Origin of the sequence: Pseudoalteromonas sp. 68 DY56-GL68 (assembly GCF_041414825.1) — a bacterium.
GTDB lineage: Bacteria > Pseudomonadota > Gammaproteobacteria > Enterobacterales > Alteromonadaceae > Pseudoalteromonas.
On record NZ_JAOCZL010000021.1, the window covers coordinates 318293 to 343298 of the forward strand.

The following is a 25006-nucleotide window of genomic DNA, read 5'->3' on the forward strand; positions in this document are numbered from 1 at the left end:
CTCATGGCCGGTTTCGATAAAGTGGTTTCAAGTTATGAAGCTGCAATGGAAGGTTTAAAAGATGGCGATACTATTATCGCTGGTGGCTTTGGCTTGTGTGGTATTCCTGAGGGACTTATCAGTGAAATTAAGCGTAAACAGACTAAAAATCTAACCGTTGTCTCAAACAACTGCGGTGTAGATGATTTTGGTTTAGGGGTTTTACTTCACGATAAGCAAATTAAAAAAATCATCGCGTCTTATGTGGGTGAAAATGCGCTTTTCGAAAAACAACTACTCGATGGCGAAATTGATGTTGTTTTAACACCACAAGGGACACTCGCTGAGAAGATGCGCGCTGGTGGTGCGGGTATTCCTGCGTTTTATACAGCAACAGGTTACGGCACCCCTGTTGCCGAAGGTAAAGAAGTCAAAGAATTTGATGGTCGCCCGTATATCTTAGAAGAGTCAATTACTGGTGAGTTTGCCATTGTTAAAGCATGGAAAGCCGACCGCTACGGTAATCTTGTATTTCGCCACACCGCAATGAACTTCAACCCGATGGCCGCGACAGCAGGTAAAATTACCGTTGCTGAAGTTGAAGAAGTTGTTGAACCAGGTGAACTTGAGCCAAGCCAAATTCATACCCCAGGTATTTATGTTAATCGCGTGATCAAAGGCGACTTTGAAAAACGCATTGAACGTGTAACAACTCGCGATTAAGGAGCAATAAAATGGCATTATCACGTGAACAAGTTGCAATGCGTGTTGCACAAGAACTACAAGATGGCTATTACGTAAACCTAGGTATTGGTATCCCTACTCTGGTTGCTAACTATGTACCTGACGGTATCGAAGTTATGTTGCAGTCTGAAAATGGTTTATTAGGTATGGGTGCGTACCCAACCAAAGACCAAGTTGATGCAGATATGATCAACGCGGGTAAAGAAACCGTGACAGCAGCCACAGGTGCAGCAATATTTAATAGTGCAGATAGTTTTGCCATGATACGGGGTGGTCATGTAGACTTAACGGTCTTAGGTGCATTTGAAGTTGACCAGAACGGTAACATCGCATCGTGGATGATCCCAAAGAAGCTAATTAAAGGCATGGGTGGCGCGATGGACCTCGTTGCTGGCGCGAAGAATATTATTGTTACGATGACTCATGCAAGCAAGCATGGCGACTCTAAGTTATTAGAAAGTTGCACTTTACCGCTAACTGGGGTTAACTGTGTAAAGAAAATCGTAACTGATTTAGCCGTACTAGAAGTTAAAGACGGCGCATTTCATCTAATCGAACGCGCTCCGGGCGTGTCAGTAGATGAAATAATTAGCAAAACGGCAGGCAAATTGCTTGTTGAAGGTGATGTTCCAGAGATGGTTTTTTAAACCACTCACATCCCATGTACCGACCTCATTCCCAGTGCCAATGGCGCTGAGTTACCCAAAATCCCTCGCAAGAGGGATTTTTTTTATCTATTGATTTACTGTAAGTTGCACCAATTTGTCACATAAATAGTATAAAATGCCCTAACTTTGTGAAGTGAAAGTCTTTGAAGTATAGGGTGTTACCTGTTTCAGAAAACTGCTAAAATCTTTTAAATGCAATAAAAGTAGATTAAACAATCAATTAAAGAGTCTTTTTTATGCATTTGTGCAAATATTAGCTATATTCAACTTTTACTCTCTTACTTTTTACATTTTGGGATAATAATTGCTTAGCAGTTAATTAACTAACAAGCGCTATTGAGACTTACTGAAATTAACTATGCAAACACCTATACGTGGCTTACGCTCATTTTGTTTTGCTGCACGCACCCTTAGCTTTAAAGATGCTGCAAACCAACTCTACCTTACGCCTTCAGCCGTAAGCCATCAGATCAAACAATTAGAAGAACAATTGGGTATTGAACTGTTTGAACGTCAAACCCGCTCTATCCGCTTAACAGCTGCGGGGAAAAATTTTTATGACTCTGTATCGCCGCTTATTAAAGCGCTAGAAAAAACCATTAACGAGTTTAGTCAGTTACAAGAGAACGTGACTATAAGTATTACGCTACCTGAGTTTTTCGCCAGTGAGCTTTTAATGCCAAAACTGAGCGAATGGACTAGCGATCATCCAAATACAAACTTACAGCTTAATACCTTAAAAACGCGTAAAGAGCTGACTAAGCAAAGCGACTTATCGATTGTATTGTCTTCGTCTAAACCGCACGAAGGGGTTGTACATGAGTTGTTTTCGCTATCGTATACGCCAGCTTGCAATAAAGAAAACTGGCAAGCATGGCAAGAAAACCCGTTTCAGGCATTAAATGAAGTTCCTCTAATACTTCATAAGGCGCGTCCCTGGGCTTGGCACCAATGGGCAGAACATGCAGGCGTTGAAGACTTTGCACCAAAGCAAATTATTCAGGTTGATAGTATGTTTGGTGTGGCACGTGCTGCGCAACAGGGTATGGGTATTGCCCTAATCCCCTTACCTATCAGTCAGACTTGGTTTGATGAGCAATGGTTATTTAATTTCACTAATATGCCATTAAAAACCAAGGATAAATATTACTTAGTGCAACACGAACCAAGTGAAACCAATGCACAATTAGAGCTATTTATAAAATGGATGATTGATACTTTTAAGCACCTTAAGTAGTTATTATGGCCCTCAGAGAAACCTGAGGGTTGTCTAAATCTATAATATCTTAAATAACAATCAACTAAGCTTTAACTCGTTTTAGCCCACCTTACCATCCGTAATAAGCGTCTTAGTAATATATAAAAGCCAATTAAACCAATAGCAACTACCAGTACAAGGGTTAGTAAGTCCATTTTCAATCCATCAATAAGCCCTCAACTTAAAGTGGGGACAGTTAGGCTTTTTAAATCATCAAATTATTGTTCAGCTATTTAAAACTCTATACTTTTAATTTACGACAATTTAAGCATAACCCTTATAAACTAATGCATACAGCGCTTAGTCTTAAATTATTACATTAGACTAAAGTCTATAAGTTAATTTTCTTCATCTATTGAGTGTTTTTTTATCGTTTGTTGAATTTTTTCTACTCAACTAAAGTTCAATTGTCGGCACTTGATACCGATATAACAGAGGAAAAGATTATGTTTAGTACACTTATGAAACCCGTTGTAGTTAGCTCTTTATTAACTTGTTCAGCTATGGCAATGGCTGATCAAAGTGACTATAAATTAATGGTAATTGACCAATCGACACAGGCAAGTGCTGAGGTTAACCGTCAATACGAATTAGCATTTAACCAATGTGCGTTAAGTGTTCAAGCAAAGAATTTTACCGAAGCTGAAACGCTTTGTTCAAAGGCAATCAGTTTACTAAATACAAGCAAAGTACCTGCTTATAAACGCCGTGAATTAACGTCATTTGCTTTAAGCAACCGCGGTGTTGCTCGCATCATGTCTGAAAACGACACAGCTGCACTGTCTGACTTCTACGAAGCAGTACAAATTTCAGGTAACGAGTTAGTAGAGCACAACTTAACGCGTGCGAAAGAGAACTTAGCATTATAAGTTCTCACAGAATTGTGTTGTCTCAAACAAAACCCAGCTTCGGCTGGGTTTTGTCGTTTATGTACTTTGAATGCCTCCCAACACTTAAATAGCTTGTTTTATAGAAGGCTTTCAAATTCAACATTACTTTATAGAACCCAAAACAAAACAAACGCCAACATAAAACCAAGTAACGCTTGCAACTATTTGCCAAATATCTAAACCTGAGGTTGTAATAAATATTGGAATAGCAACTAAACCCCGTAAAGTACAAATTACCGCAATAGTTACTAAAGCAGGTTTGAGAAAAGGAACTTTGCGGATTAAGCCCGCCGCTGAAAAAGCAAACACAGCACAAGCAAACATTAAGCTCGCTACTATTAGTGTGCCAATGGGGGCAAGCAAAGTTCCGTGTATTGAAGATTCAATAATTTGTTGAGGAGCCCTAGCAAAAACATACCAACTAGGCCCGCCAAATATACAGAGTACGTGCCAGATAGCAGAAAAAAAACGCAATAACACCCGCACTAATTAATAACTTTGATTGAACACTAAGGCTCAATATTGACTCCGTTTTACTGCAATCTTAGGTCGTATTAAAGCAAATCGACTATAGTCCACTTCAAACCTTTCTGATCCGAAACTTTACATCCCCAAAAGAGGTAATCCCTTTCGCTGCTTATAAGTTAAAGCTAACATCAAACAAGACTTTATTGTTGCTTTTGGTAACGATGTTGATAAACAAAGAGCTATTGCTCTATTTCCTTGAAAATGAAGCTGTTCACCATATAGTTCACGAAATGTATCTACCAATTTAGTTTGGCAGTTGAAAAACAGATAATAATTGTTAGGTGACTTTGACTTCCAGTCGATTCGAAAAGGGCTGCCTGTTCTTACACTGTAGCTAGGCTCTCCCCATTTTAGTGTCTCGTCAACTTCACCTAGGCCCAATTCAGATGCAATTTGAAAAACTAACTCTCGAATCTCGAAGAGCTTAGCTCTGGCATTTTCAGGGTATTTATCAAATGTGTTTTTTACTTCCTTGTTCATTTGAGTCTCCGGTTATTCATTTTATTCAGTCAAATAAAATGTATGGTTTGGAAAATCGATGAAGCAGTGCTGCCATACAATAAGCCACTTGTATTTTAGACTCACTCACCACTTGCTTCAGACAATGCCTGTTTGTAGCTTGAATCAAAATTTTTGAGTAACTGATTCAGGAAATTGAGGTTTATCTGATTAGGTTTAAAATTTTGACCATTTTCTATATTCGCTATGTGCTTTCTTAGCTTTGCTTCGTCTTTACTCCAAAAAGCGATGTTCCCTAAAACAAAGTCATTCCAATACATTTTTGAATTACTTAAGTCTTCATTGGGATCCAATACTTTTTTTGCGTGAAAAACAGCGTGTTTATAATTACCCGCTAGCCCTTCCATTTGTGCTAAATGCCAAGTTAATGAGCTTTCTTTTGAATTATTATGGGTAATAAAACGTTTAATCAGAATAGCAGCTTCAGCATGACAGCCTGATTTTTCAAGTAACCTAAATCCAGCATCGTAAGTCTGATCAAATTGCTGGTATGTAAGATTTAAATCTTCTTTTAATCTTTCTTCAAGCGCAACTTTACAATCAGCAAACACAACATTTGATATAAATAAAAATCCAATTGATAAAAATCCTGTTTTCATAATTCTTTCCTTGTTGTTCTCACTATAGGCTCGTCTATGATTCTTTGACAAAAATTTTAATTGTTTTGCTAAACACCGCGATTCTCATATACAAACATATTTACTCAGGTTCAGAAGCATTTTCAACTTGTAAAAATACAGGTAACTTTGAAATTTAAATGCCACCTTGAAATGCTTTTTCCATAATTTTTAACAAAGTTACTAACCAATGGCTACTGTTAAAAAGTTATCTCGTTTATCTAAACCTATCTCCATATAAAAATCACAGTCTACAGATGTATATAAATGAGCCAGGCATGAAAATTTATAAGCACTCAGCCAAACTTATTTCAGTTGTTAAAGATACTAGAATCGACATTACATACGCTCAACCTTCATAAAACTCCAAGCTCTGAGTAATTACTCTATAGATTAAATTTCTTCATCTATCAGGTTTAATTTAATCGTTTGTTTAGCTTATAGGAATATTTTAAAGTTCACTCGTTGGCAAGAAACACCAACTTATTCAAAGGAAAACTATCATGTTAAAAACACTTGTAACCACTATTGCACTTAGCTCTTTATTAACTTGCTCAGCGATGGCAGTAGCCGCACAAGCTGATTATAAACTGATGGTTATTGAGCAAGCGCAAACCAACGATAATGCAACCAGCCAATACGAAACTGCCTTCAACCGCTGCGCATTAAGCGTTAAAGAAAAGAATTTTTCAGAAGCAGAAAGCCTGTGTACACAAGCAATCTCTCTTCTAAGTACAAGTAAAGTACCAGGTTACAAACGCCGCGAGTTAACATCGTTTGCACTAAGTAACCGAGGTGTTGCACGCATCATGTCTGAAAACGATACAGCCGCGCTTTCTGACTTTTATGAAGCAGTACAAATTTCTAAAAATGAACTTGTAAACCACAACTTAAGCCGTGCAAAGCAAAACTTAGCGCTGTAGTTGTAAAGGTTCCCCCAACCAAATTGTTGTCGAAAGCCCGGTTCTTGTGTGTTCTGACTGGGCTTTTTTTTGACCTGATTAAAGGCCAATATCAAACTGCTGCTTTAAAGCTCTAACTTGGTCACTGTGGGTAGATAAATATAAATTAAATTGCTCAATAACATCAGGATATTTAACTGTTGATAGATGGAAACTTTGCACATCTACCGCAAGTTTATCGTGAAAGTACACGGGCACTCTGTTTTCAAACTCTTCTCGCATTTTATAGTTCAAAACATCTTTAGATATGTAAATACAATTTATTCGCTTTAACAATAATAAAGAAATCAATTCACTGGTATCAGCCGTCTCCACAACGTCTATCTGCTTTTTCATAAAATGTGATTTATAACTTTGTGATGTAAAGCCTCGAACTTTACCTATCCTACTACAGTCCGAAAGCGTGGTATTTTGTTGCAAACTCGCAATGCCTGTAACTGTATTCAAAATAGATTCTGAGTAAATAATGGGGTTAGATTTCGAAAATGTATCTTTAAACGATTTTTGCCACTGCGGATTGTCAGGATATTTAAAATCAATATAGTTTTCAGTAACCAGATCCCTATAAAGACGATTTAAAGGGGCGGGATAAAACTTAACGCTATAACCAAATTCTCTGCTGAATTGTTTAAGCAATTTTTCACTAAATCCTGTGAAGTTAGGCTTTTTACTGTCACTGCCATCGTAATAAGGTAGATACTCTATATTCTCTACACCTATCACGATGGCTTTTAATTCCTTACACACTAATCCATTAGAAAATAAGCACAATTTTAAAATTAACGTATAAATTAGTTTGGTTTTCAACACAAAAAGTATCTAGTTTCTCCAGCCATAGTTTTAGGATAGGCTATAACTATGGTTTCAACTAATTTTTACTAATAACATTTAACTACGCGGAACAAACTCAAGTACTGTTGCATTGATGCAATATCTATCTTGTCCTCTTGGACCTTCCCCCGGAAATAAGTGCCCTAAATGAATCCCTGAGCTTTTGGATTTTAGCTCTATGCGCTGCATACCATAGCTATTATCTTCATGCATCGTTACACTATTTTTAACAGGGTGAGTAAAAGACAACCACCCTGTTCCTGAATTAAACCTATCTCGGGTATCAAATAATGGTGCACCACTTAATTTATCGATAAAAATGCCATCTGGGGTATTTTTAAAAATGTCATATTCCTTACAAAACGGGCTGTCTGTTCTGGAATGAAATGCCACTCGAAAGGCCTCACTGTCCCCCAATTTAAATGCGCCCAATGCTTTGTAAAACTCCTCCTTATTTACATACCCTTGACGCCCATAAACTTCTTTACCATCTTCGATAAATAAAAGTGTGGGTGTTGCCCAAGTAGGTGTGTTAATAACCAAGCCAGCGAGTTGATCAGCATGGCGAAAAGTCATAGGGATTGTGCCCTTGTAAGCATTAGCAACTTCTTTTTTAAATTTTTCGCAATACGGGCAATAGCCTTTAGCATCTATTACTACGATGTGTTTGTTAGCGAGTAAGGCAGTGTTATCTATTTTAGGCTTTTCTAATGGGCTAAATACAACCCCTGTAGAATGATCAGGACAGTAGCCATTCGGATTTTTCTTTATATAGTCTTGGTGATACTCCTCTGCTTTAAAAAACCTATCAAGCGGTTTGATAACCGTTTTAATTTCACCAAAGCCTGCAGATGATAATTTTTTTTGATACTCTTCTTTAAGGCGATTTGCACTAACAAGCTGATTGGAGTTGCTGGTTAGAATAGTCGACCGATATTGTGTGCCAATATCATTGCCCTGCCGGTTAAGCTGTGTGGGATCATGACTTTCGAAGTAATGTTTTAAAAGATCTTCTGTCGTTAATTTGTTGCTGTTATAAGTTACTTTAACTACCTCAGCGTAATTGTTTTCATCAAAACGACGAGAACTACGTGTAATATTTTTATATGTCGCCTTAAAGCCTTGGCCATCAGCATAACCCGATACCGCATCGAGCACACCGTTGAGGGCTTCATAGCGTTTTTCTGCTCCCCAAAAACAACCCGAACCTAATACTATAGTTTCAATATGCTTAGTTGCATTAGGCAGGTCTTCTTTGGCCAAAACGGGACTGATACTAGCAACTGCACTGGCGGTGAACCATGCCACCAATAAAGACTTAATTGTCATACTAATTTACCTCGTCATAGCGTGTGTATTTAATAGACCTAAGAGAAATATAAAATATTTCAACTTAAACGCATCCCACGGGCTATTCACCGCTTAAAATTTAACTCTTTAGTGTTAATAGGGTAAAAAAAGCTTTTTTTAACATTGGGATATATAAATGAGAATTGCACATAGCTTATCTGCTCTTGCATTGGGTATAACGCTTGCTACGCAAGTGAATGCAGCAGAGTTCACTTTTAAGCAATCTATTCAAGCAACAGATAACACTTTGGTATTGTTTTTAGACACTGAAACACAAATCGCCAAATTCAATCATTTAGCCTCAGAGACACAAACTCACATCAACAAAGTGATTGATTTTTCAGACTTTGAAGCTAAATATGGTAAGACATTAGAGATCATTGCTCCAAATGGTAGTCAGCATCAACGTATTCTTCTAGTTGGCTTAGGTGAACAAGCAAAGCTAGATGCAGCAAAAATGGCAAAGCTTGGTGGCAATGTACATGCACAGCTACATAAAGCAAAACAAGAAAACGTCAGCCTTGATTTCTCAACAATCACTGATCAAGAAACTAACGCTAAATATGCTGCAGAGTTTGCCCATGGCGCAAATCTACGTGACCACCGCTTTGAAGTTTACAAAAAAGAAAAAGATAGTCACTTAGTGAGCTATACAGTCGATGTAGAAAATATAGACCAAGCGGTCAAAAACCATACTTTACTACAACATATAGAAGAAGGCGTATTTTTAGCTCGCGACTTAACAAGTGAAGTTGCAACTGAAATGACGCCGGCTGATTTTGCAAAAGCTGCAAAAGAACTTAAAAAGTTAGGTGTCAAAATTTCTATTTTAGAGCCTAAGCAAATCAAAAAACTTGGTATGGGTGCACTAGAAGCAGTTGGTCGTGGTAGCGAACAAGGTTCACGTTTAGTTGTTGCGCATTATCAAGGAAATAAAAATACACCGATCGCTTTAGTGGGTAAAGGTATTACATTTGACTCTGGTGGTTATAGTCTAAAGACAGGTGCATCAATTGCCCGCATGAAATCAGATATGGCCGGTGCAGCAGCGGTACTTGGAACGGTTAAAGCAATGGCACTAGCAAAAGCTGATACTAATGTCGTTGCAGTAATGGGCATGGCAGCCAATATGGTGTCACAATTTGCCGTTGCACCTGGCGATGTAGTACGTACAGCCGAAGGTCTAAGCGTAGAAATTGTAAACACCGATGCTGAAGGTCGTTTAGTGCTTAGCGATGCAATGTGGTACGCCCGTGATAAATTTAAACCAAGTATTATGGTTGACGTTGCAACATTAACCGGCTCTAAAATTGGTGCTGTAGGTAATGACTATGCTGCCATTTTCTCTGAGGATGACCAATTAGTAGAGCAACTAACGATCGCTGGTAAGCAAGTAAACGAAAATGTATGGCGTTTACCCCTTGGCTACGAAGATGCATTAAAGTCTGATATCGCAGACTTAAAAAATATTGGTTCACATGGTCCAGGTGCAACAACAGCAGCTAGCTTCCTGAAAAACTTTGCGGGTGAAACTCGCTGGGTTCACATTGATATTGCCGGAAATGCGCTTAACAGCAAAGCAAAAGATGAGCTTGCTGAAGGCGGCACTGGTTACGGTGTGCGTTTGTTATCTAACTGGCTTCTAAACAACCAGTAACAAAAAGATTGCCTACAACACCAGGTTGTAGGCAATTAACACTCGATTAAAATACAAAAACTGTATTTACATCAACAAATTCGTGCTTTTATGCTATGTTGCTATGACTAATCACTTTTAAATTGGGATGCAATGACTACATACAGCTCGCCATCGATTACTGTACTTACCACTCACTGCATTTATTTTGATGTAAGTCATTCAGAACAGACAATTCTAGAAACACAAAAAAAAGTCTGGGCTTTAGCACAACTCTGCCAACAATCTGGTGATTTTATTGATGTAGTGCCGGCAAACAATAATCTGACTTTATATTTAAACGATCCTTTAAGACGTCAATATTGGTTATCAGCTTTGAATGAGCACTGGCTTGAAGTCTCATCATTAAAATTTAACTCTACCCACCATCAGTTACCGACACGTTACGGTGGAGTTCATGGCCCTGACATTAAGCATGTTGCACACTATCACAACCTAAGCGTGGATGATGTAGTACAATTACATAGTAGTGGCACCTACCATGTATTATTTTTAGGATTCCAGCCAGGCTTTGCCTATCTAAGTGGTTTAGATAAAAAGTTATACACACCGAGACGTAGCGATCCTCGTACATCTGTTCCTAAAGGCTCAGTTGCTATTGGCGGTGAACAAACTGGTATCTACCCAGAAACTTCGCCAGGTGGCTGGCAAATTATAGGTCACACCGACTTTAAATTATTTGATATTAATGCTCCCTCTCCTTGCGCTTTTGCGCCAGGTGATACCATCGAGTTTACAATCAAGGAGGTGCTATCGTGATCACCGTTGTTAAACCGGGTATGCAAATGTCTATACAAGATCAAGGACGCACAGGTTCAAGACATTTAGGTATTGGTCAATCAGGTTGTATCGACCCATATGCACAAATTATTTGTAACCGACTAGTCGGTAACCCTGATAATTGCCCTGTACTTGAAATCACGTTAGGTCTTGCCGAAATTAAATTCGATAATGATTACTACATTGCCCTACACGGCACGGATATGAAAGCTACAGTCAATGGTAACCCTCTTCAACCAGGCTGGAGTTATTACATAAAAAAAGGCGATGTATTAAAACTTAATGCTGCACGACATGGATTTCGAAGCTACCTTGCTATAGGTGGTATTTGGCAATTACCAACGCCTATATTAGGCTCTTACTCTACCGATTTAACCGCTAAGTTTGGTGGTTTACATGGTAACGCTTTAAACCCTGGTGACAGCATAGACATAACACCACAGTACAAAACCAAAATTGGTTTAGGTGCGATGCTTCCACCAAAAAGTACACACATACGTGTTTATGAAGGCCCTCACAATAAATTACTGCCAGAGCAAAGCATCGACAAATTTATTAATCATTCATGGCATATTTCGCCCAGTAGTAACCGCATGGGAGCGAGGTTAAGTAGTGATGAATGCAAATTAGAACATGGTTTATCATTACCTTCTATGGCAGTCATGCCTGGTAGTATCCAGTTGCCACCGAGTGGCGAGCCTATTGTTCTTTTAAATGATGCTCAAACAACCGGTGGTTATCCATTACTAGGTACAGTTATTGAGGCTGATTTAAGACACTTTGCCCAATTAAAACCGGGGGATTTTTTACACTTTGAATTCGTCAGTTTAAATGAGGCAACTAAAGCACAACAAAAGCTAACTTCTCATCTAAATCAATTAAAAATTGCTCTAGAATATAAAAATAAACAGTAAAATAGTGAGCAGCACCCCTCTGTGCTGCTCAATTTATAGATCTTGTATACACAAGATCACCAGCACAAATTATTTAACCAGTCTACTGCACAAAACCAGTGCAAAGATTAACTAAAAAAATAGCTGCTCGCTTTTGGATATAGAGCGATTTCCGATTTATCCATTGTCTATGAGCTTATTGCAAAATAGTTATTGATCATTTTGGTGCAACGCTCACCTATTATGGTGCATATTTTATTCTTAAATATTTAGAAAACCTGTGTGACTTAGGTAATTATTTCTGTTAAAACAAAGGTTCGCAGTTTTAAATTTATGTTAACTGCACACATAATAGGAATGAGGAGTCACTATGTGTTCAATTTTTGGTGTATTAGATATTAAATCTGATCCCACACAATTGCGTGGTCAAGCAATTGAGATGTCAAAACTTTTAAGACACCGCGGGCCAGATTGGTCTGGCGTATATTCGTCTGATAAAGCGATTTTAGTTCATGAACGCCTTGCTATCGTAGGTGTATCAAGTGGTGCCCAACCACTGTATAACCCTGAACGTACTAATATACTTGCTGTTAATGGTGAAATTTATAACCACAAAGAGTTAGCTGCAAATCTAGAAAGCGATTTTACTTTTCAAACGCAATCAGACTGTGAAGTCATATTGGCTTTATACAAGCAAAAAGGTCCTGAGTTTTTAGACGATTTAAATGGTATTTTTGCGTTTTGTTTATACGACGAAGAGCAAGATGCCTATTTAATAGGCCGTGACCATATCGGTATTATTCCGCTTTATACGGGTCATGATGAGCATGGTAACTTTTATGTAGCCTCAGAATTAAAAGCACTTTCGCCAATTTGTAAACATATTGAAGAGTTCCCTCCTGGGCACTTCTTATGGAGCAAAGATGGTCAATTACGAAAGTACTACGCCCGCGATTGGCAAAGCTATGATGCAGTAAAAGATAACGATGCAAAAGCAAGTGATGTAAAACAAGGTCTTGAAGCTGCGGTTAAACGTCAATTAATGTGTGATGTTCCTTATGGTGTATTACTATCTGGTGGTTTAGATTCATCGGTTATTTCTGCTATAACGCAACGCTTTGCTGCAAAACGGATTGAAGATAACGACGAGTCTGATGCATGGTGGCCAAAGCTGCATTCATTTTCGGTTGGGCTTGAAGGTTCACCTGACTTAGCTGCGGCACAAAAAGTAGCTGATATGATTGGCACGGTTCATCACCCTATTCACTTTACTATTCAAGAAGGCATTGATGCACTGCGTGAAGTGATTTACCACATCGAAACGTATGACGTAACAACCATCCGCGCCTCAACACCTATGTATTTAATGGCACGCCAAATCAAAGCCATGGGTATTAAAATGGTGTTGTCGGGTGAAGGTGCTGACGAATTATTCGGTGGTTATTTATACTTCCATAAAGCACCAAATGCACAAGAGTTCCATGAAGAGCTCAATCGTAAAGTGTCTAAGCTTCATATGTTTGACTGCTTACGCGCTAATAAATCAATGGCTGCATGGGGCGTTGAAGCGCGAGTGCCATTCTTAGATAAAGAATTTGTTGATGTCGCAATGCGTATTAACCCTGAAGCGAAAATGTGTAAAGACGGTAAAATCGAAAAACACATTATTCGTGAAGCGTTCGACGGCTACCTGCCAGACGAAGTGCTTTGGCGTCAAAAAGAGCAATTTTCTGATGGCGTAGGTTATAACTGGATTGATACTTTAAAAGAGTATGTGAATGAGCAAGTAAGCGATCAAGATCTTGCCAATGCGAAGTATAAATATCCGATTAATACGCCTGATTCTAAAGAAGCCTATTTCTATCGTAGTATTTTTGAAGAACACTTCCCTGGTGATGCTGCAGCTAAATGTGTTCCCCATGGAAAGTCTGTTGCATGTTCAACACCTGAAGCTCTAGCTTGGGATGAATCATTCCAAAACAATGCTGACCCTTCTGGTCGTGCTGCTGGGGTTCACAACGACGCGTACAAAAAATAAGCTTTTGATATTATGCTGCAAGTCACCACTTGCAGCAATTTAACTAACGTAACAAATTAGCTTCTCGAAAATTTCACTGTCATCAAATAATTATCTACCTGCGCCATAACTGTTTAAATTACATTCAAACAAGCTAAAAAACTGTATTTATTCGGATATTTAGGGACAAAAGCATTTACATTTGTGTACGACCTCCTACACTAAAGATTAATCATGGGCACTATTATGATTAGTATTCAAACTATTTTTAAATTTCGAACGTAAAAATACTGATATAGCTAATTTGTGTGCCTACCGGCCGTTTAGCTATCTGCTAAATAAAATTACAACAAGAGGTATTCATGAGCGAACATCATGACAAGTACAGTATCGACAATACAGATTACACTGTCGGTCAGGACAATGTACAAAAATGGGGCTTTGATGTGCACAACCCCGTATTTGGTATTAGTGCAGGCTTAATTGCGCTATTTTTAGTGGCTACACTCATTTCTGACGCCGAAACGGCCAAAGCAACCCTTGACGGTATAAAGAATGACATTATTAATAATTTTGATGGCTTTTTTATGTGGTCAGCAAACTTATTCGTATTGTTTTGCTTGGCGTTGATTGTGTCTCCTTACGGTAATATCCGACTTGGTGGTAAAGAAGCGCGACCAACCCACTCTCGTATTTCATGGCTGGCAATGCTATTTGCTGCAGGTATGGGTATTGGCTTAATGTTTTGGGGCGTAGCTGAGCCCGTTGCCTACTTTACAGGCTGGTATGAAACACCACTCGGCGTTGAAGCTAACACCCCAGAAGCTGCCAAACTAGCAATGGGTGCAACTATGTTCCATTGGGGTTTACACCCTTGGGCAATTTACGCGGTTGTTTCGCTTTCGCTCGCATTCTTTTGCTATAACAAAGGTCTGCCGCTATCTATTCGTTCAATTTTTTACCCTATTTTAGGCGACAAAGCGTGGGGCTGGCCTGGCCACCTTATTGATATTCTAGCTGTACTTGCCACGCTATTTGGTCTTGCAACGTCTCTTGGTTTAGGGGCACAACAAGCGGCTGCAGGTATTAATCATGTATTTGGAACCGATAGCGGCATTGGCTTACAAATTGGCGTTATTGTTGGTGTGACGTTACTTGCTGTGATTTCTGTAGTTCGCGGTATTGACGGCGGTGTAAAACTGCTTAGTAACGTAAACATGCTTATCGCTTTTGTATTACTTGTATTTGTTGCACTTGTTGGTTTTTCTGCAGCATTTGGCAACCTTCCTAATACGGTAATGGGTTATGTTGAAAACATTATTCCACTGAGTAACCCGCATGGCCGTGAAGATGAAACCTGGATGCATGGCTGGACTGTATTCTACTGGGCTTGGTGGATTTCATGGTCACCGTTTGTAGGTATGTTCATTGCGCGCGTATCTGAAGGACGTACAATTCGTGAGTTCTTAATTGCCGTATTACTTGTGCCTACCGTTGTGACTATCTTCTGGATGTCAATTTATGGTGGTATCGCTATTGAACAAGTGGTGGATAAAGTGGGTGTACTAGGTGAAAAAGGCTTAACTGATGTACCACTGGCTATGTTCCAAATGTTTGAAGCATTACCTATGTCACAAGTGCTTTCATTCATTGCAATTGTGCTGGTACTCGTGTTCTTTATCACTTCTTCTGATTCAGGTTCATTAGTTATCGATTCGATTACCGCAGGCGGTAAGGTTGATGCACCTGTACCACAGCGCATTTTCTGGGCGACCATTGAAGGCGCAATTGCTGCTGCTCTAGTTTGGATTGGCGGCACGCAAGCTATCGAGGCATTACAAGCTGGCGCTGTATCAACAGGCTTACCTTTCACCGTAGTACTGCTGTTAATGTGTGTGAGCTTGCTGCTTGGTTTAAGAACTGAGCCAAGAGGACGATAAAAAATAAAAACCCAACAGGAGAGTCAGTTCTTGTTGGGTTTTGTTTCAACATATGGAATATCTTAAACTATTTTTTTATCTGCCAATCCCCTCCTAAGCTTTTGTGTAACATTACGACTGTGGTTGAAGTGTTTAATCTAGCTAAAACTTCTGCATCTTTTAGTTGGTTGTTCTGTTTTTGCGCATTTAGAACTGAAATATGATCAATTAAACCATCACGATACAAAACTCTTGCTTTATCCAATGCCATTTCAGCATGACTAACAGCTTTTGAAATTTGAGTATTGAATTGCTGAGCATTCGCATACGCGTAGAGCGTTGTTTCAACTTCATTAAATGCAGCATTAACAGTGTGCTGATAGCTTAACACTGACTGTTTAAAATTGGCTTTTTGCATATCAACCATGGCCTGAGCTCGGCCGCCATCAAATATATTCCAACTTACTCCAGCGCCTAATGACCAAGATATTGAATCCGAATTAATAAGATCATCAAAGTCACCCGCTACAAAGCTTGGCGCACCAGTAAGGAAAAGGCTTGGGTATTTAGCAGCGATAGCCGCACCCACCTCTTCATTTTTGGCAGCAATTTCTCGCTCCGCCAGTGCGATATCGGGACGTCTTGTCAGTAGTTGTGAAGGTAACCCTGTTGGCACCAGCCCTTGCATTTGTGGTAATGGTGCATCAGTAAATCTCAATTTAGTTTGGTTCACAGACTCACCAAGCAAAATAGCAATGCGATTCAGGTGAACTTGCTGCGCTGTTTTAAGTGGCAAGAGTGCAGATTTAGTCGTCGCGAGCATTGTTTTTTCATTGGCAATATCTAATTCAGAGCTATAACCATTTTCAAATAATGATCTAACGAGCGCTAAAGACTGTTCTTGTTGCACTACATTTTGCTGAGCAATAGCAAGGCGAGATTGCGCGCCTCGGTACTGCAAATAGTTGTTAATAACATCAGCTGTAACAGCTGTATTGACAGCTGTTTTCATAACCTCTGCTTGTTCAGCTCTAATTTTTGCAGCGGCAGACATACTCTCTATACGTCCGAATATATCTAGCTCCCAGCTGGCATTTAAACCGACAAAATGATCTTTACTATCTCTACTGGCACCGGAGATATAGCCCCCACCAAAACTGTCTGGTAAGGCAATATCACCAATTAACCCACCGGCAACGGCTTCATTTTCACTAAACCGTAAATCAACCACACCTGCACTTAAAGAAAGAGTCGGAACTTTATACGACGCGACTGATTGATGATAAGCATTCGCTGCGTTAATCCTCTCACTGGCTTGTTTAATATTAATGTTCTGCTGTTGAACATCCTCAACAAGCTCAATAAGTTGTTCATCAGCAAATTTATGCCACCAATTCTGCTGTGTTAATTGCTGTTGTATCTCTTTCGAATTTGATGCATTTAAATACACATCAGCAACACTCACGTCTGGTCTTTCATAATCTGGCGTCATAGAGCAGCCACTAATAAGTAATGCTGATGAAATGATTGTTAATGTTAGCTTTTTCATTTTAATACTCCTCGCCTTTATCGTGTTGCAGTTGCTTTTCTAATCGCTCTTCTTTCGCATAAAACAAACGATATAGTGCAGGCATAATAAACAGTGATAAAACAGAAGCGGCCATCAACCCTCCAATTATAGTGGCGGCCATTTGGTCGAATAACTTGTCTGTTAATAATGGAATCATGCCAAGTGCCGTTGTCAACGCAGCCATTGAAATTGCCATAGTACGATTGAGAGTTGCATCTTTCACTGCATTAACAATACGTTTGCCATTTTTTCGCTCAAGCTCAATTTGATCCATTAGTACAATACCGTTTTTAATAATCATGCCTGACAGACAAATCATGCCGACAATACTCATGAAGCCAAATGGTTTATCTAATGCAATTAAGCTCCAAATAATCCCAATACTTGCAAGTGGTAGAGTGATAAAAATGATCAGTGGCTGACGGTATGCATTGAACATGGCCACTAAAATAAGCAGCATTAATACTGTCGCTTTAGGGTTCTGCTCTAAAAGATCATCAATCGAGCGTTTTTCATCATAATACTCTCCTCCCCAATGCATGCTGTAGCCCTTAGGTAAAGTCATCGACTCTATTTGAGGTGCTAATTCAGAACGTACTGATGCAGGAGTTGCATTAACTACACCCGCCTGTGCAGTAATGGCTGGTTGACGATTTCGACGCCAAATAACACTTTGCTCGCCTTTTATTTGTATATCATCAACAACTTGCCCAAGTGGCACACTATGGCTTGAAAGTAATGATCTCACTGGAATATTATCAAGCTGCTCAATACTACTATCGCTATTGATTAGCTTAATTGCGATTAAGTCATCACCTTGACTCAAGGAACCTATTTGCATACCTTCAGAAGCTTGGTTAAGTGCTCTTGCGATATCAGTACGGTTTACACCCGCAAGCCTTGCCGCTTCTTGATTTATAATTGGAACAAGAACCTTACTTTCTTGACGCCAATCATCACGTACATACTTGGTATTTGGATGTGAGCTCATAATGTCTTTCGCTTGTTTTGACAGTTGCTTTAATACTTCTGGATCCGGCCCTTCAAATCTAACTTCAATTGAATACTTATCCTTCGTCGCTAATTTTAAATCTCTAAAGCGCGGTTCAGCATGTGCAAACTCAGCAGCTAACCATTGGTCGCCTCGCTCAACTAATGGTGCTATGCCTGCAAAATCTTGTGTATTAATGAGGATTTGCCCATAGCTTGAATCCAGGGGCTCTGGCTCAACTGTTACAGAAAAACGGGGCGCACTTTCACCAATGTAGCTTGAAATACTTTTTACTTCTGGCTGTGCGAGTAACCATTGTTCAACTTTTTTCATGTCCTCAGAAACAACATCACTTCGACCACCATTAGGTAGCCAGTAATCTAAAAACACAATTGCACGGTCTGAGCTTGGCATAAAGTTTACTTTTAGCATTGGCGCCGCGAGGAGTGTTGCAACAAGCAAAGGAACGACCATTAAAACTGCTTTTTTAGGATTATCGACAGTCCAGTTAACTGCTTTGCGATACCCTGCCATGACCTTAGATTCTTTCTGCTTTGTGTGGTTGTTATCTACACGAATAAACGCCCAACATAGTAGTGGCGTAACTATCATTGCTACAACCCACGAGAGCAATAATGAGCTACATAACACTTGCACTATTGATAAAGAAAACTCGGCAGAGTCTGTCTGTGAAAACAGCACTGGCGTTGTTCCCATCGCCGCAATAACTGTTGCGCCTAATAATGGCCAAGCCATTTCTGAAATGGACTCTCTAACGGCTTCTGTTCTTTGAATGCCTTGCTTTAACTTAGCGACAAATAAATCAACAATTACAATCGCATTATCAACTAACATACCCAAGGCAAGAATAAATGAACCAAGTGACACACGCTGAAGATCAACATTAGTCATATTCATATACACTAATGTAAATAAAATAGTTAAAAATAGACTAACACCAACAATTGTCGCGCTGCGCCAGCCCATAAAAATGAACAGCACAACAACCACAATTACGACACTTTCAATTAAATTAGCGACAAAGTTGTTGATTGATTTTGTAACCTCATCAGGCTGGTAAGCAATGATGCCAACACTTGCACCAATAGGCAGTTCAGATTCAAAATCTGCAAGTACAGATTTTAACTCATCACCAATATTAACGACATTTATGCCATTTTCTGGGCTAACAGCCAGTGTAACTGCCTGTTGACCATTAAAACGGCTAGCTGTATTGATTGGTGTTTCATAACCCATAGTAACAGTGGCAATATCACCAAGACGTACGACTCCAGAACTATCTTTAAGCTCATTGATACCTGTACGAATCATTAAATTTTGTATGTCAGCAAGATTTTGATATTGGCCTGTTTGCTCAACACGAATATTCTCTTTGCCAATATCAAAGTCTCCACCATTCACTGGGCTTGTTTGAGCATTAAGTTGATCAACAAGCTGCAACATAGAGATATTACTTTGTGCTAACTTTGTATCGCTTACAGCAATATTGACAACCTGTTTACGCACACCATGTAATTGTACTTTTTTAATGCCATCAACAGCTTTAATTCGACGTTGCAATTCTTTCGAATAATCATCTAGTTGATGCATTGGAATGTCGTCACCATAGACTGCAAACAACATCCCATAAACTTCAGAAAATTCATCTTGCACTACCGATATTTGAGCTTCAATCGGTAGCTCTAATTTAACATCTTGAACTTTTCGTCTTAACAAGTCCCATTGTTGGGGTAACTCTTCAGAAGAATAGCTTTCTTTGAGGTCAACAAAAATCATTGAGCTTCCTGGGCGAGATAACGAACGAAGCTTCCAAAGTGACCCCATTTCTTGCAGCCGCGTTTCAACTTTGTCCGTTACGAGCTGCTCAACTTCCTCGGCTGATGCACCAGGATAAAGCGTAACAACAACCGCACTTTTAACGGTAAAAGTGGGATCTTCTAACTTACCCAAGTCAAAATAAGAGTAAACACCAGCAATCATGCAAAGTATTGTGAAAAAAATCACAAATGTTCGTTGGCGAAGTGCGAAAGTAGATAAATTCATAGCTTACTTCACCTCTTGAACAAAACTTATTTGCTGACCATCTTCAACAAATGCACTGCCTGAAGTAACGATATAATCGCCACGCTTTAACTTACCATCTATGCACACAACCGATTGTTTTTGGTTTGTTATCTCAACCGGTAGCTTTTGAACGGTATTCCCTTCTACTTTAAACACAAAACTATTTACTGATTGTTGCACCAGTGCTTGCGTAGGAACACAGAACTTACCTTCTTCATCTACAATATTAAGGTCTACGTATACAGGCTTTCCGGAAAAAAGCGGCTCGTTATTCGGGTTTTTAACTCCAAAAGTGACTTCATAAGTGCGTTTAAGCTGATGTGGTACGCTTGCTATATCCGTCACGGTCGCTGATAAAGAATTATCGTGCCCATGCCAATTAATCTGTGCAGGCATACCAAGTGCAATTTCATTAATAGCGCCTTCTGGCACATCAGTGACCGCTTCGAGTAAATCTGGTTGATGAAGGGTTAAAACAGAAAATTGTGGTGATGTTTGTTCAAATGAATCAATAGCAATCTGTGCGACAACACCATCAAATGGGGCTTTAAGGTTGGTATAACGTAGCGAGTCTTCTGCTTTTTGCAGGGCTTGTGTAACTAATTTTACATTAGCAATTGCACGGCTATACATAGTTTCAGCACGGTCTAGCTTTATACTTGCTATTGCGCCATCTTTACTGGCATTGCGAATACGAGAAAGCTCAAGCCCTGCCAGCTCTTTACTCGCAACGGCTTCATCTAAGCGTGCTTGCAACTCACTGACTTGCACTTCAAAATCATGGCTATCTAACGACGCAAGTATTTGACCTTTTCTGACAAACTGGCCTTCGTTTACAAATATATTTTCAACTTTACCAGCAACGCGGAACGACAAATCAGCCTGCTTTTGTGATTGTATTACGCCACTAAGCCTGAAATTTCTGTAGTTTTCCTTATGCTCTAATTGAACAACATTGACTGGTCTAAGTGGTTTTTCTGGTGTTTTAAGTTCAGCTTGGCAACCCGTTACCCCGATTGCCACAGCTAAGATAGATAAAGTTTTTAAACTATTCATAATATAGCTTTCCATATGTTGTTTTGGGAAAGCGATTATATTATTTAATAATAGTGAGATAATTAGCCTATAGCGGCAAACACTATTCCATTTATTGAGACAATTACTGCCACTTGTTTACTTGATCTAAGAAATAATCAATAAATAACCTAGCGGCATGAGAAGTACCCTGCCTACTTGGGTAAACTAACCAGATATCCTCAATCATAGTTTCGTATTCTGGCAGTATGTCAACGACTTCCCCAGCGGCTAGGGCATCTTTCACAACAATCTCAGGCATCAATGCTATTCCTGAGCCAGCTAATACGCTATGCCTTATAAAATAGGAGTTATTAACAATTAATTGGCTGTTTACGACTACACTTTCAGTTTGAAATTGCAGGGTATTTTCTAGCCGACCATCAGGCCAACGCAGTAAAATTATAGAATGATCTTGAAGCTCATTTAACGACTTAGGTTTACCAAACTTTTCAATGTATTGCCTGCCCGCATATAACTTACGTTTAAAAGGCTTGATTTGGCGCGCTACAAAGGAGCTGTCTGCTATTGGTCCAATATGAATGCTGGCATCTAAACCATAGCTGATAATGTCATGGTAACCCAAGCTACTTAGGTGAGTTTCGATCTGAATGTTCGGATATTGACGTAAAAAACCCTGCAAAATATCATGACAAAGAATGTCTGATTCATTTAAAAAACCTATTTTTATACGCCCTGTTGGACTGTGACTTTGAGTTCTTACAACTTCATTCGCTTTATCAAGTTGAGGAATAATATTCAACATATTGTTGTAGTAATCTAACCCCGTGGTCGTTAGCGTTAGATTACGTGTTGTTCTAATTAGTAACTTGGCACTCAGCTGTGTTTCCAGTTCACTAATTCGTCTGCTCACAGTTGATCTTGGTAGATTTAGCGCTTCTGCAGCACTTGAAAAGCTTTGTAGCTCAACCACCAGCATAAAAAGCTTAATATCATCTATTTTCACAATTGCTCCTTACTGAGCTAAAACCAGAGTTGAGACAATTCAGTATCTGGTCGGTAATGGTAAGCGAGTTGCGCTTGTAATAGCTCGGCGGTTGCTATGGCGTCATTTAAAGCATTATGATTTTGATATGCGGGTAAAGAATAGCGTGTTCGTGAATCAGCTAACCTTACCGAGCCAAGTTTGGAGTTAAATAACCGACCTAGTAATCCCTGCTTTGCCTTCAGAGCCCTTCTTTCAAGCTCTAATGTATCAATAACGGCAAATTCTACCCCTTCATTAACGCGTGACATCATTGCCTGATACAAAAAGTGCCTTTCAATTGGCGCAAAATGAACCACGATGACTTTACCTGTTAAAGCCTCAAGTACCGGCTCCATAATTGACGAAAAATCAGGGGCATGTTTGAGCTCAGAGTGTGTTATTCCGTGTATAACAATAGACTCTTCATCTAACTTTTGCTGCGGTTGGACGAGCCAATGGGCGCTGTCTTTGCAATAAATTCGTTTTGATGTAAAAGGGACTAACCCCACACTAACAATATCATCTTTATCAAAATTTAGACCGGTCGTCTCAAAATCTAACGCGACCAATGGCACTTCACTAATTGGTAAACTGCCATTTGATACAGCTGATTGATAAAAACTTTTAATCACTGGGTGCGTACTTTTTTCAGCTAACAGCTCATAACGCTTCGGCCAATCAATTTTTGAAGGGTGAGCAGCCATTATTTCATTCCTGAATTGGCTGAGTAGCGAAATTTTAAGAAGTTTTGCGCTTTATCTAAGATAGCGAACGCCTCTTTTAAGTTTCGCTGCTCAAAAGGTGATAGCAAATGTGGCTCTAAATCGTTATCAGGTTCTTCATCGAGCATTTCAATTTGCCATGCTTGATGTCGAATACGGATCATAGCGATATATTCAAGGGCATCTCGTAAGTCTTGCGCTTTGCCTTCGGGAAGAAGCTTTGCATCGATAATATCTTCAATGCGCTCAAATGAATTTTGCTTTCTACTACCAATTGCCAGTGCATGTACACGTATAACATCAGACAAAGGTGCTGTCCCACGGCGTTTCAAATTCATAGAACGCTTGTGCTGACCATTGTGCTCTAAAACGAAATCTTTAAAAAAGCCTAAAGGTGGGGTTCGGTTACGCGCATTAGCTGCCATATTGGCTAAGAATCGTTTATTGCTACGCCCTTCTTTTGCAATAAAACGCTTTAATTCATCAGCCCATTTGGTTTTGCCGTAAACGCCGTCCAAATCAAAAAATATAGAACTGTGTAATAAAGCTTGAGGCTTAGGCTCTGCTATCCAGCCTGCAAATTGTTCTTGCCATTGCTCTCGTGTTAAACGCCACTTTTTAAATGACGCCATAATTTCACCATCACAGTACTTATAACCACACTCAGCCAAGCCATCACAGACAAAATCAGCGAGCTTTTGGAAATAATCATCGTGCAAAGACTCATCAAAACTATTATCAAGAATAATGGCATTGTCTTGGTCGGTCACAATTAACTGCTCATCTCGTGCCATAGACCCTAATGCAATAAAACAATATGGAACAGGCGGTGGGCCAAATTGCTCTTCAGCTAAATCAAGCAAGCGTTGTTTAAATGTGCGCCCAATTACAGCCATTGCCGTACCAATCATATGTGAATTGGCATCTTCATTCACCATACGTACAAACACACTCGGCAGTTGCCTTGCATAATGAGCTAAATCTTCCACCGACTGCTGTGCTAATATACCGCGCACTAATAACAAGCTACTTTGCGACTCATAGCGTAAAATATCGGATAATGAAATAACACCTATAGGCTTTTTCTTTACCACAATGGGCAAGTGATGAATGTTGTCTCTAAGCATCGCAAGAACGGCTTCAAATACATACGCATTGCTATCAAGGAGTACTAAATCTGTTTGCATTATTTGCTGAGCATGTGACTCATAACTCAGCCCTTTTGCAATTACACTTGAGCGTAAGTCTCTATCGGTAATGATCCCCACTACTTGGCCATCATCATCATCGGGGTCATCACTAATAGGTTTGTCTGCATCGGTGACTAGAACTGACGAAACCGACTCTTGTGTCATCACCTGCGCCACCATTTGAACTGTTGCATCTTTGGCAACCGTTACAACATCACGGTGCAATAAAGATTTTACCTTGGCTGTAGTTAAGTCGTTACTATCAGCTTGCTCAACGATTGCTTGATGTAAGCGCACATTACCATCAGCTTCAAAAAAGTCCGCAAAGGGTTCAAACTGGTCACAATACTGGTTAAATAACTCTACATTGATACAGTAAACAAGTGTGTCTTCAAGTGCTTTTGCTGGAAACCGAACTTTGCGATTCATTAGCAAACCCATTTGCCCAAAAATACCGCCAATAGTTAAACGGTTATACAAATCTCCGTCACGACGATACATTTCAACCGCACCGGTACGAATAACGTATAAATCAGCGATATCTTCGCCATAATTTAATATTTGTGTACCTGCGCGAAAATAAGCAATTTCAACTTGTGATGCGAGTTTATTAATGGCCTCATCAGGGAGATCATCAAAAGGAGCGTGATCTTTCAAAAATTGGGCAATATCGATGTGTTCGGCTTGCATATGCGTACCTAGTCAGAAACTTTTTCTTGATTGTGAGCGTAATCG

General features: G+C 39.5%; 21 protein-coding genes. 10 read left to right on the forward strand and 11 right to left on the reverse strand.

Features of this window, described 5'->3' with window-relative positions:
- The first annotated feature begins 3 nt into the window (after positions 1-3).
- The 4 genes from NYF15_RS15925 (at position 4) to NYF15_RS15940 (ending at position 3518) form a co-directional block, all read left to right on the forward strand.
- The gene (locus tag NYF15_RS15925) at positions 4-702 is read left to right on the forward strand and encodes a CoA transferase subunit A (protein ID WP_371354081.1); all 699 of its coding nucleotides are present in this window, start codon (positions 4-6) and stop codon (positions 700-702) included.
- An 11-nt stretch (positions 703-713) separates the two neighbouring features.
- Positions 714-1370: a 3-oxoacid CoA-transferase subunit B gene (locus NYF15_RS15930; RefSeq protein WP_054553796.1), complete on the forward strand. Its 657-nt coding sequence runs from the start codon at positions 714-716 to the stop codon at positions 1368-1370.
- A 379-nt stretch (positions 1371-1749) separates the two neighbouring features.
- Entirely contained in the window at positions 1750-2628 is an 879-nt protein-coding gene (locus tag NYF15_RS15935) for a LysR family transcriptional regulator (protein WP_371354082.1), read from the forward strand.
- A gap of 467 nt (positions 2629-3095) precedes the next feature.
- The gene (locus NYF15_RS15940) at positions 3096-3518 is read left to right on the forward strand and encodes a hypothetical protein (protein ID WP_341804301.1); all 423 of its coding nucleotides are present in this window, start codon (positions 3096-3098) and stop codon (positions 3516-3518) included.
- Positions 3519-3641: 123 nt separating this feature from the next.
- Here NYF15_RS15940 and NYF15_RS15945 read toward each other — a convergent pair whose 3' ends face one another.
- The 3 genes from NYF15_RS15945 to NYF15_RS15955 all read right to left on the reverse strand — a co-directional run bounded on the left by NYF15_RS15945 (position 3642) and on the right by NYF15_RS15955 (position 5185).
- Positions 3642-4013, reverse strand: coding sequence for a hypothetical protein (locus NYF15_RS15945; protein WP_371354083.1), 372 nt, complete (start codon positions 4011-4013; stop codon positions 3642-3644).
- 129 nt (positions 4014-4142) lie between these two features.
- Complete coding sequence (locus tag NYF15_RS15950; protein ID WP_371354084.1) at positions 4143-4547, reverse strand: DUF1801 domain-containing protein; 405 nt, start codon at positions 4545-4547, stop codon at positions 4143-4145.
- Positions 4548-4648: 101 nt separating this feature from the next.
- Positions 4649-5185 (reverse strand): hypothetical protein, encoded by a 537-nt coding sequence (locus tag NYF15_RS15955; protein ID WP_371354085.1) that lies wholly within the window; start codon positions 5183-5185, stop codon positions 4649-4651.
- Positions 5186-5706: 521 nt separating this feature from the next.
- Here NYF15_RS15955 and NYF15_RS15960 point away from each other — a divergent pair.
- A complete protein-coding gene (locus NYF15_RS15960) occupies positions 5707-6126 on the forward strand; it encodes a hypothetical protein (RefSeq protein WP_341804298.1) in 420 nt (139 codons plus the stop codon).
- Between the two features lie 78 nt (positions 6127-6204).
- Here the strand turns inward: NYF15_RS15960 and NYF15_RS15965 are convergent, their stop codons facing one another.
- A complete protein-coding gene (locus NYF15_RS15965) occupies positions 6205-6888 on the reverse strand; it encodes an amino acid ABC transporter substrate-binding protein (protein ID WP_371354086.1) in 684 nt (227 codons plus the stop codon).
- Positions 6889-7053: 165 nt separating this feature from the next.
- On the reverse strand, positions 7054-8325 hold the full coding sequence (gene msrA / locus NYF15_RS15970; RefSeq protein WP_371354087.1) for a peptide-methionine (S)-S-oxide reductase MsrA: 1272 nt from the start codon (positions 8323-8325) through the stop codon (positions 7054-7056).
- 157 nt (positions 8326-8482) lie between these two features.
- Here msrA and NYF15_RS15975 point away from each other — a divergent pair, with 157 nt between their 5' ends.
- From NYF15_RS15975 to NYF15_RS15995, 5 genes are all read left to right on the forward strand, one after another.
- Positions 8483-10003 carry a leucyl aminopeptidase gene (locus NYF15_RS15975; protein WP_130149832.1) on the forward strand — a complete coding sequence of 507 codons (1521 nt, stop codon included), beginning with the start codon at positions 8483-8485 and terminating at the stop codon, positions 10001-10003.
- A 132-nt stretch (positions 10004-10135) separates the two neighbouring features.
- Entirely contained in the window at positions 10136-10801 is a 666-nt protein-coding gene (gene pxpB / locus NYF15_RS15980; protein WP_371354088.1) for a 5-oxoprolinase subunit PxpB, read from the forward strand.
- Positions 10798-11736, forward strand: coding sequence for a biotin-dependent carboxyltransferase family protein (locus tag NYF15_RS15985; RefSeq protein WP_371354089.1), 939 nt, complete (start codon positions 10798-10800; stop codon positions 11734-11736). Before pxpB ends, NYF15_RS15985 begins: the two co-directional genes overlap by 4 nt.
- 349 nt (positions 11737-12085) lie before the next feature.
- The gene (gene asnB, locus NYF15_RS15990; RefSeq protein WP_371354090.1) at positions 12086-13753 is read left to right on the forward strand and encodes an asparagine synthase B; all 1668 of its coding nucleotides are present in this window, start codon (positions 12086-12088) and stop codon (positions 13751-13753) included.
- A gap of 341 nt (positions 13754-14094) precedes the next feature.
- Positions 14095-15672, forward strand: a complete 1578-nt coding sequence (locus NYF15_RS15995) for a BCCT family transporter (protein WP_341804291.1) — start codon at positions 14095-14097, stop codon at positions 15670-15672.
- 67 nt (positions 15673-15739) lie between these two features.
- Here NYF15_RS15995 and NYF15_RS16000 read toward each other — a convergent pair whose 3' ends face one another.
- The 6 genes from NYF15_RS16000 to NYF15_RS16025 form a co-directional block, all read right to left on the reverse strand.
- A complete protein-coding gene (locus NYF15_RS16000; RefSeq protein ID WP_371354091.1) occupies positions 15740-17200 on the reverse strand; it encodes an efflux transporter outer membrane subunit in 1461 nt (486 codons plus the stop codon).
- Between the two features lies 1 nt (position 17201).
- On the reverse strand, positions 17202-20276 hold the full coding sequence (locus tag NYF15_RS16005; RefSeq protein ID WP_371354092.1) for an efflux RND transporter permease subunit: 3075 nt from the start codon (positions 20274-20276) through the stop codon (positions 17202-17204).
- A gap of 3 nt (positions 20277-20279) precedes the next feature.
- Positions 20280-21353, reverse strand: a complete 1074-nt coding sequence (locus NYF15_RS16010; protein WP_371354093.1) for an efflux RND transporter periplasmic adaptor subunit — start codon at positions 21351-21353, stop codon at positions 20280-20282.
- Between the two features lie 103 nt (positions 21354-21456).
- On the reverse strand, positions 21457-22338 hold the full coding sequence (locus NYF15_RS16015; RefSeq protein WP_371354094.1) for a LysR family transcriptional regulator: 882 nt from the start codon (positions 22336-22338) through the stop codon (positions 21457-21459).
- A gap of 17 nt (positions 22339-22355) precedes the next feature.
- On the reverse strand, positions 22356-23063 hold the full coding sequence (locus tag NYF15_RS16020; RefSeq protein WP_371354095.1) for a 3'-5' exonuclease: 708 nt from the start codon (positions 23061-23063) through the stop codon (positions 22356-22358).
- The gene (locus NYF15_RS16025) at positions 23063-24961 is read right to left on the reverse strand and encodes a DUF294 nucleotidyltransferase-like domain-containing protein (protein ID WP_237118599.1); all 1899 of its coding nucleotides are present in this window, start codon (positions 24959-24961) and stop codon (positions 23063-23065) included. Before NYF15_RS16025 ends, NYF15_RS16020 begins: the two co-directional genes overlap by 1 nt.
- Positions 24962-25006: the final 45 nt, after the last annotated feature.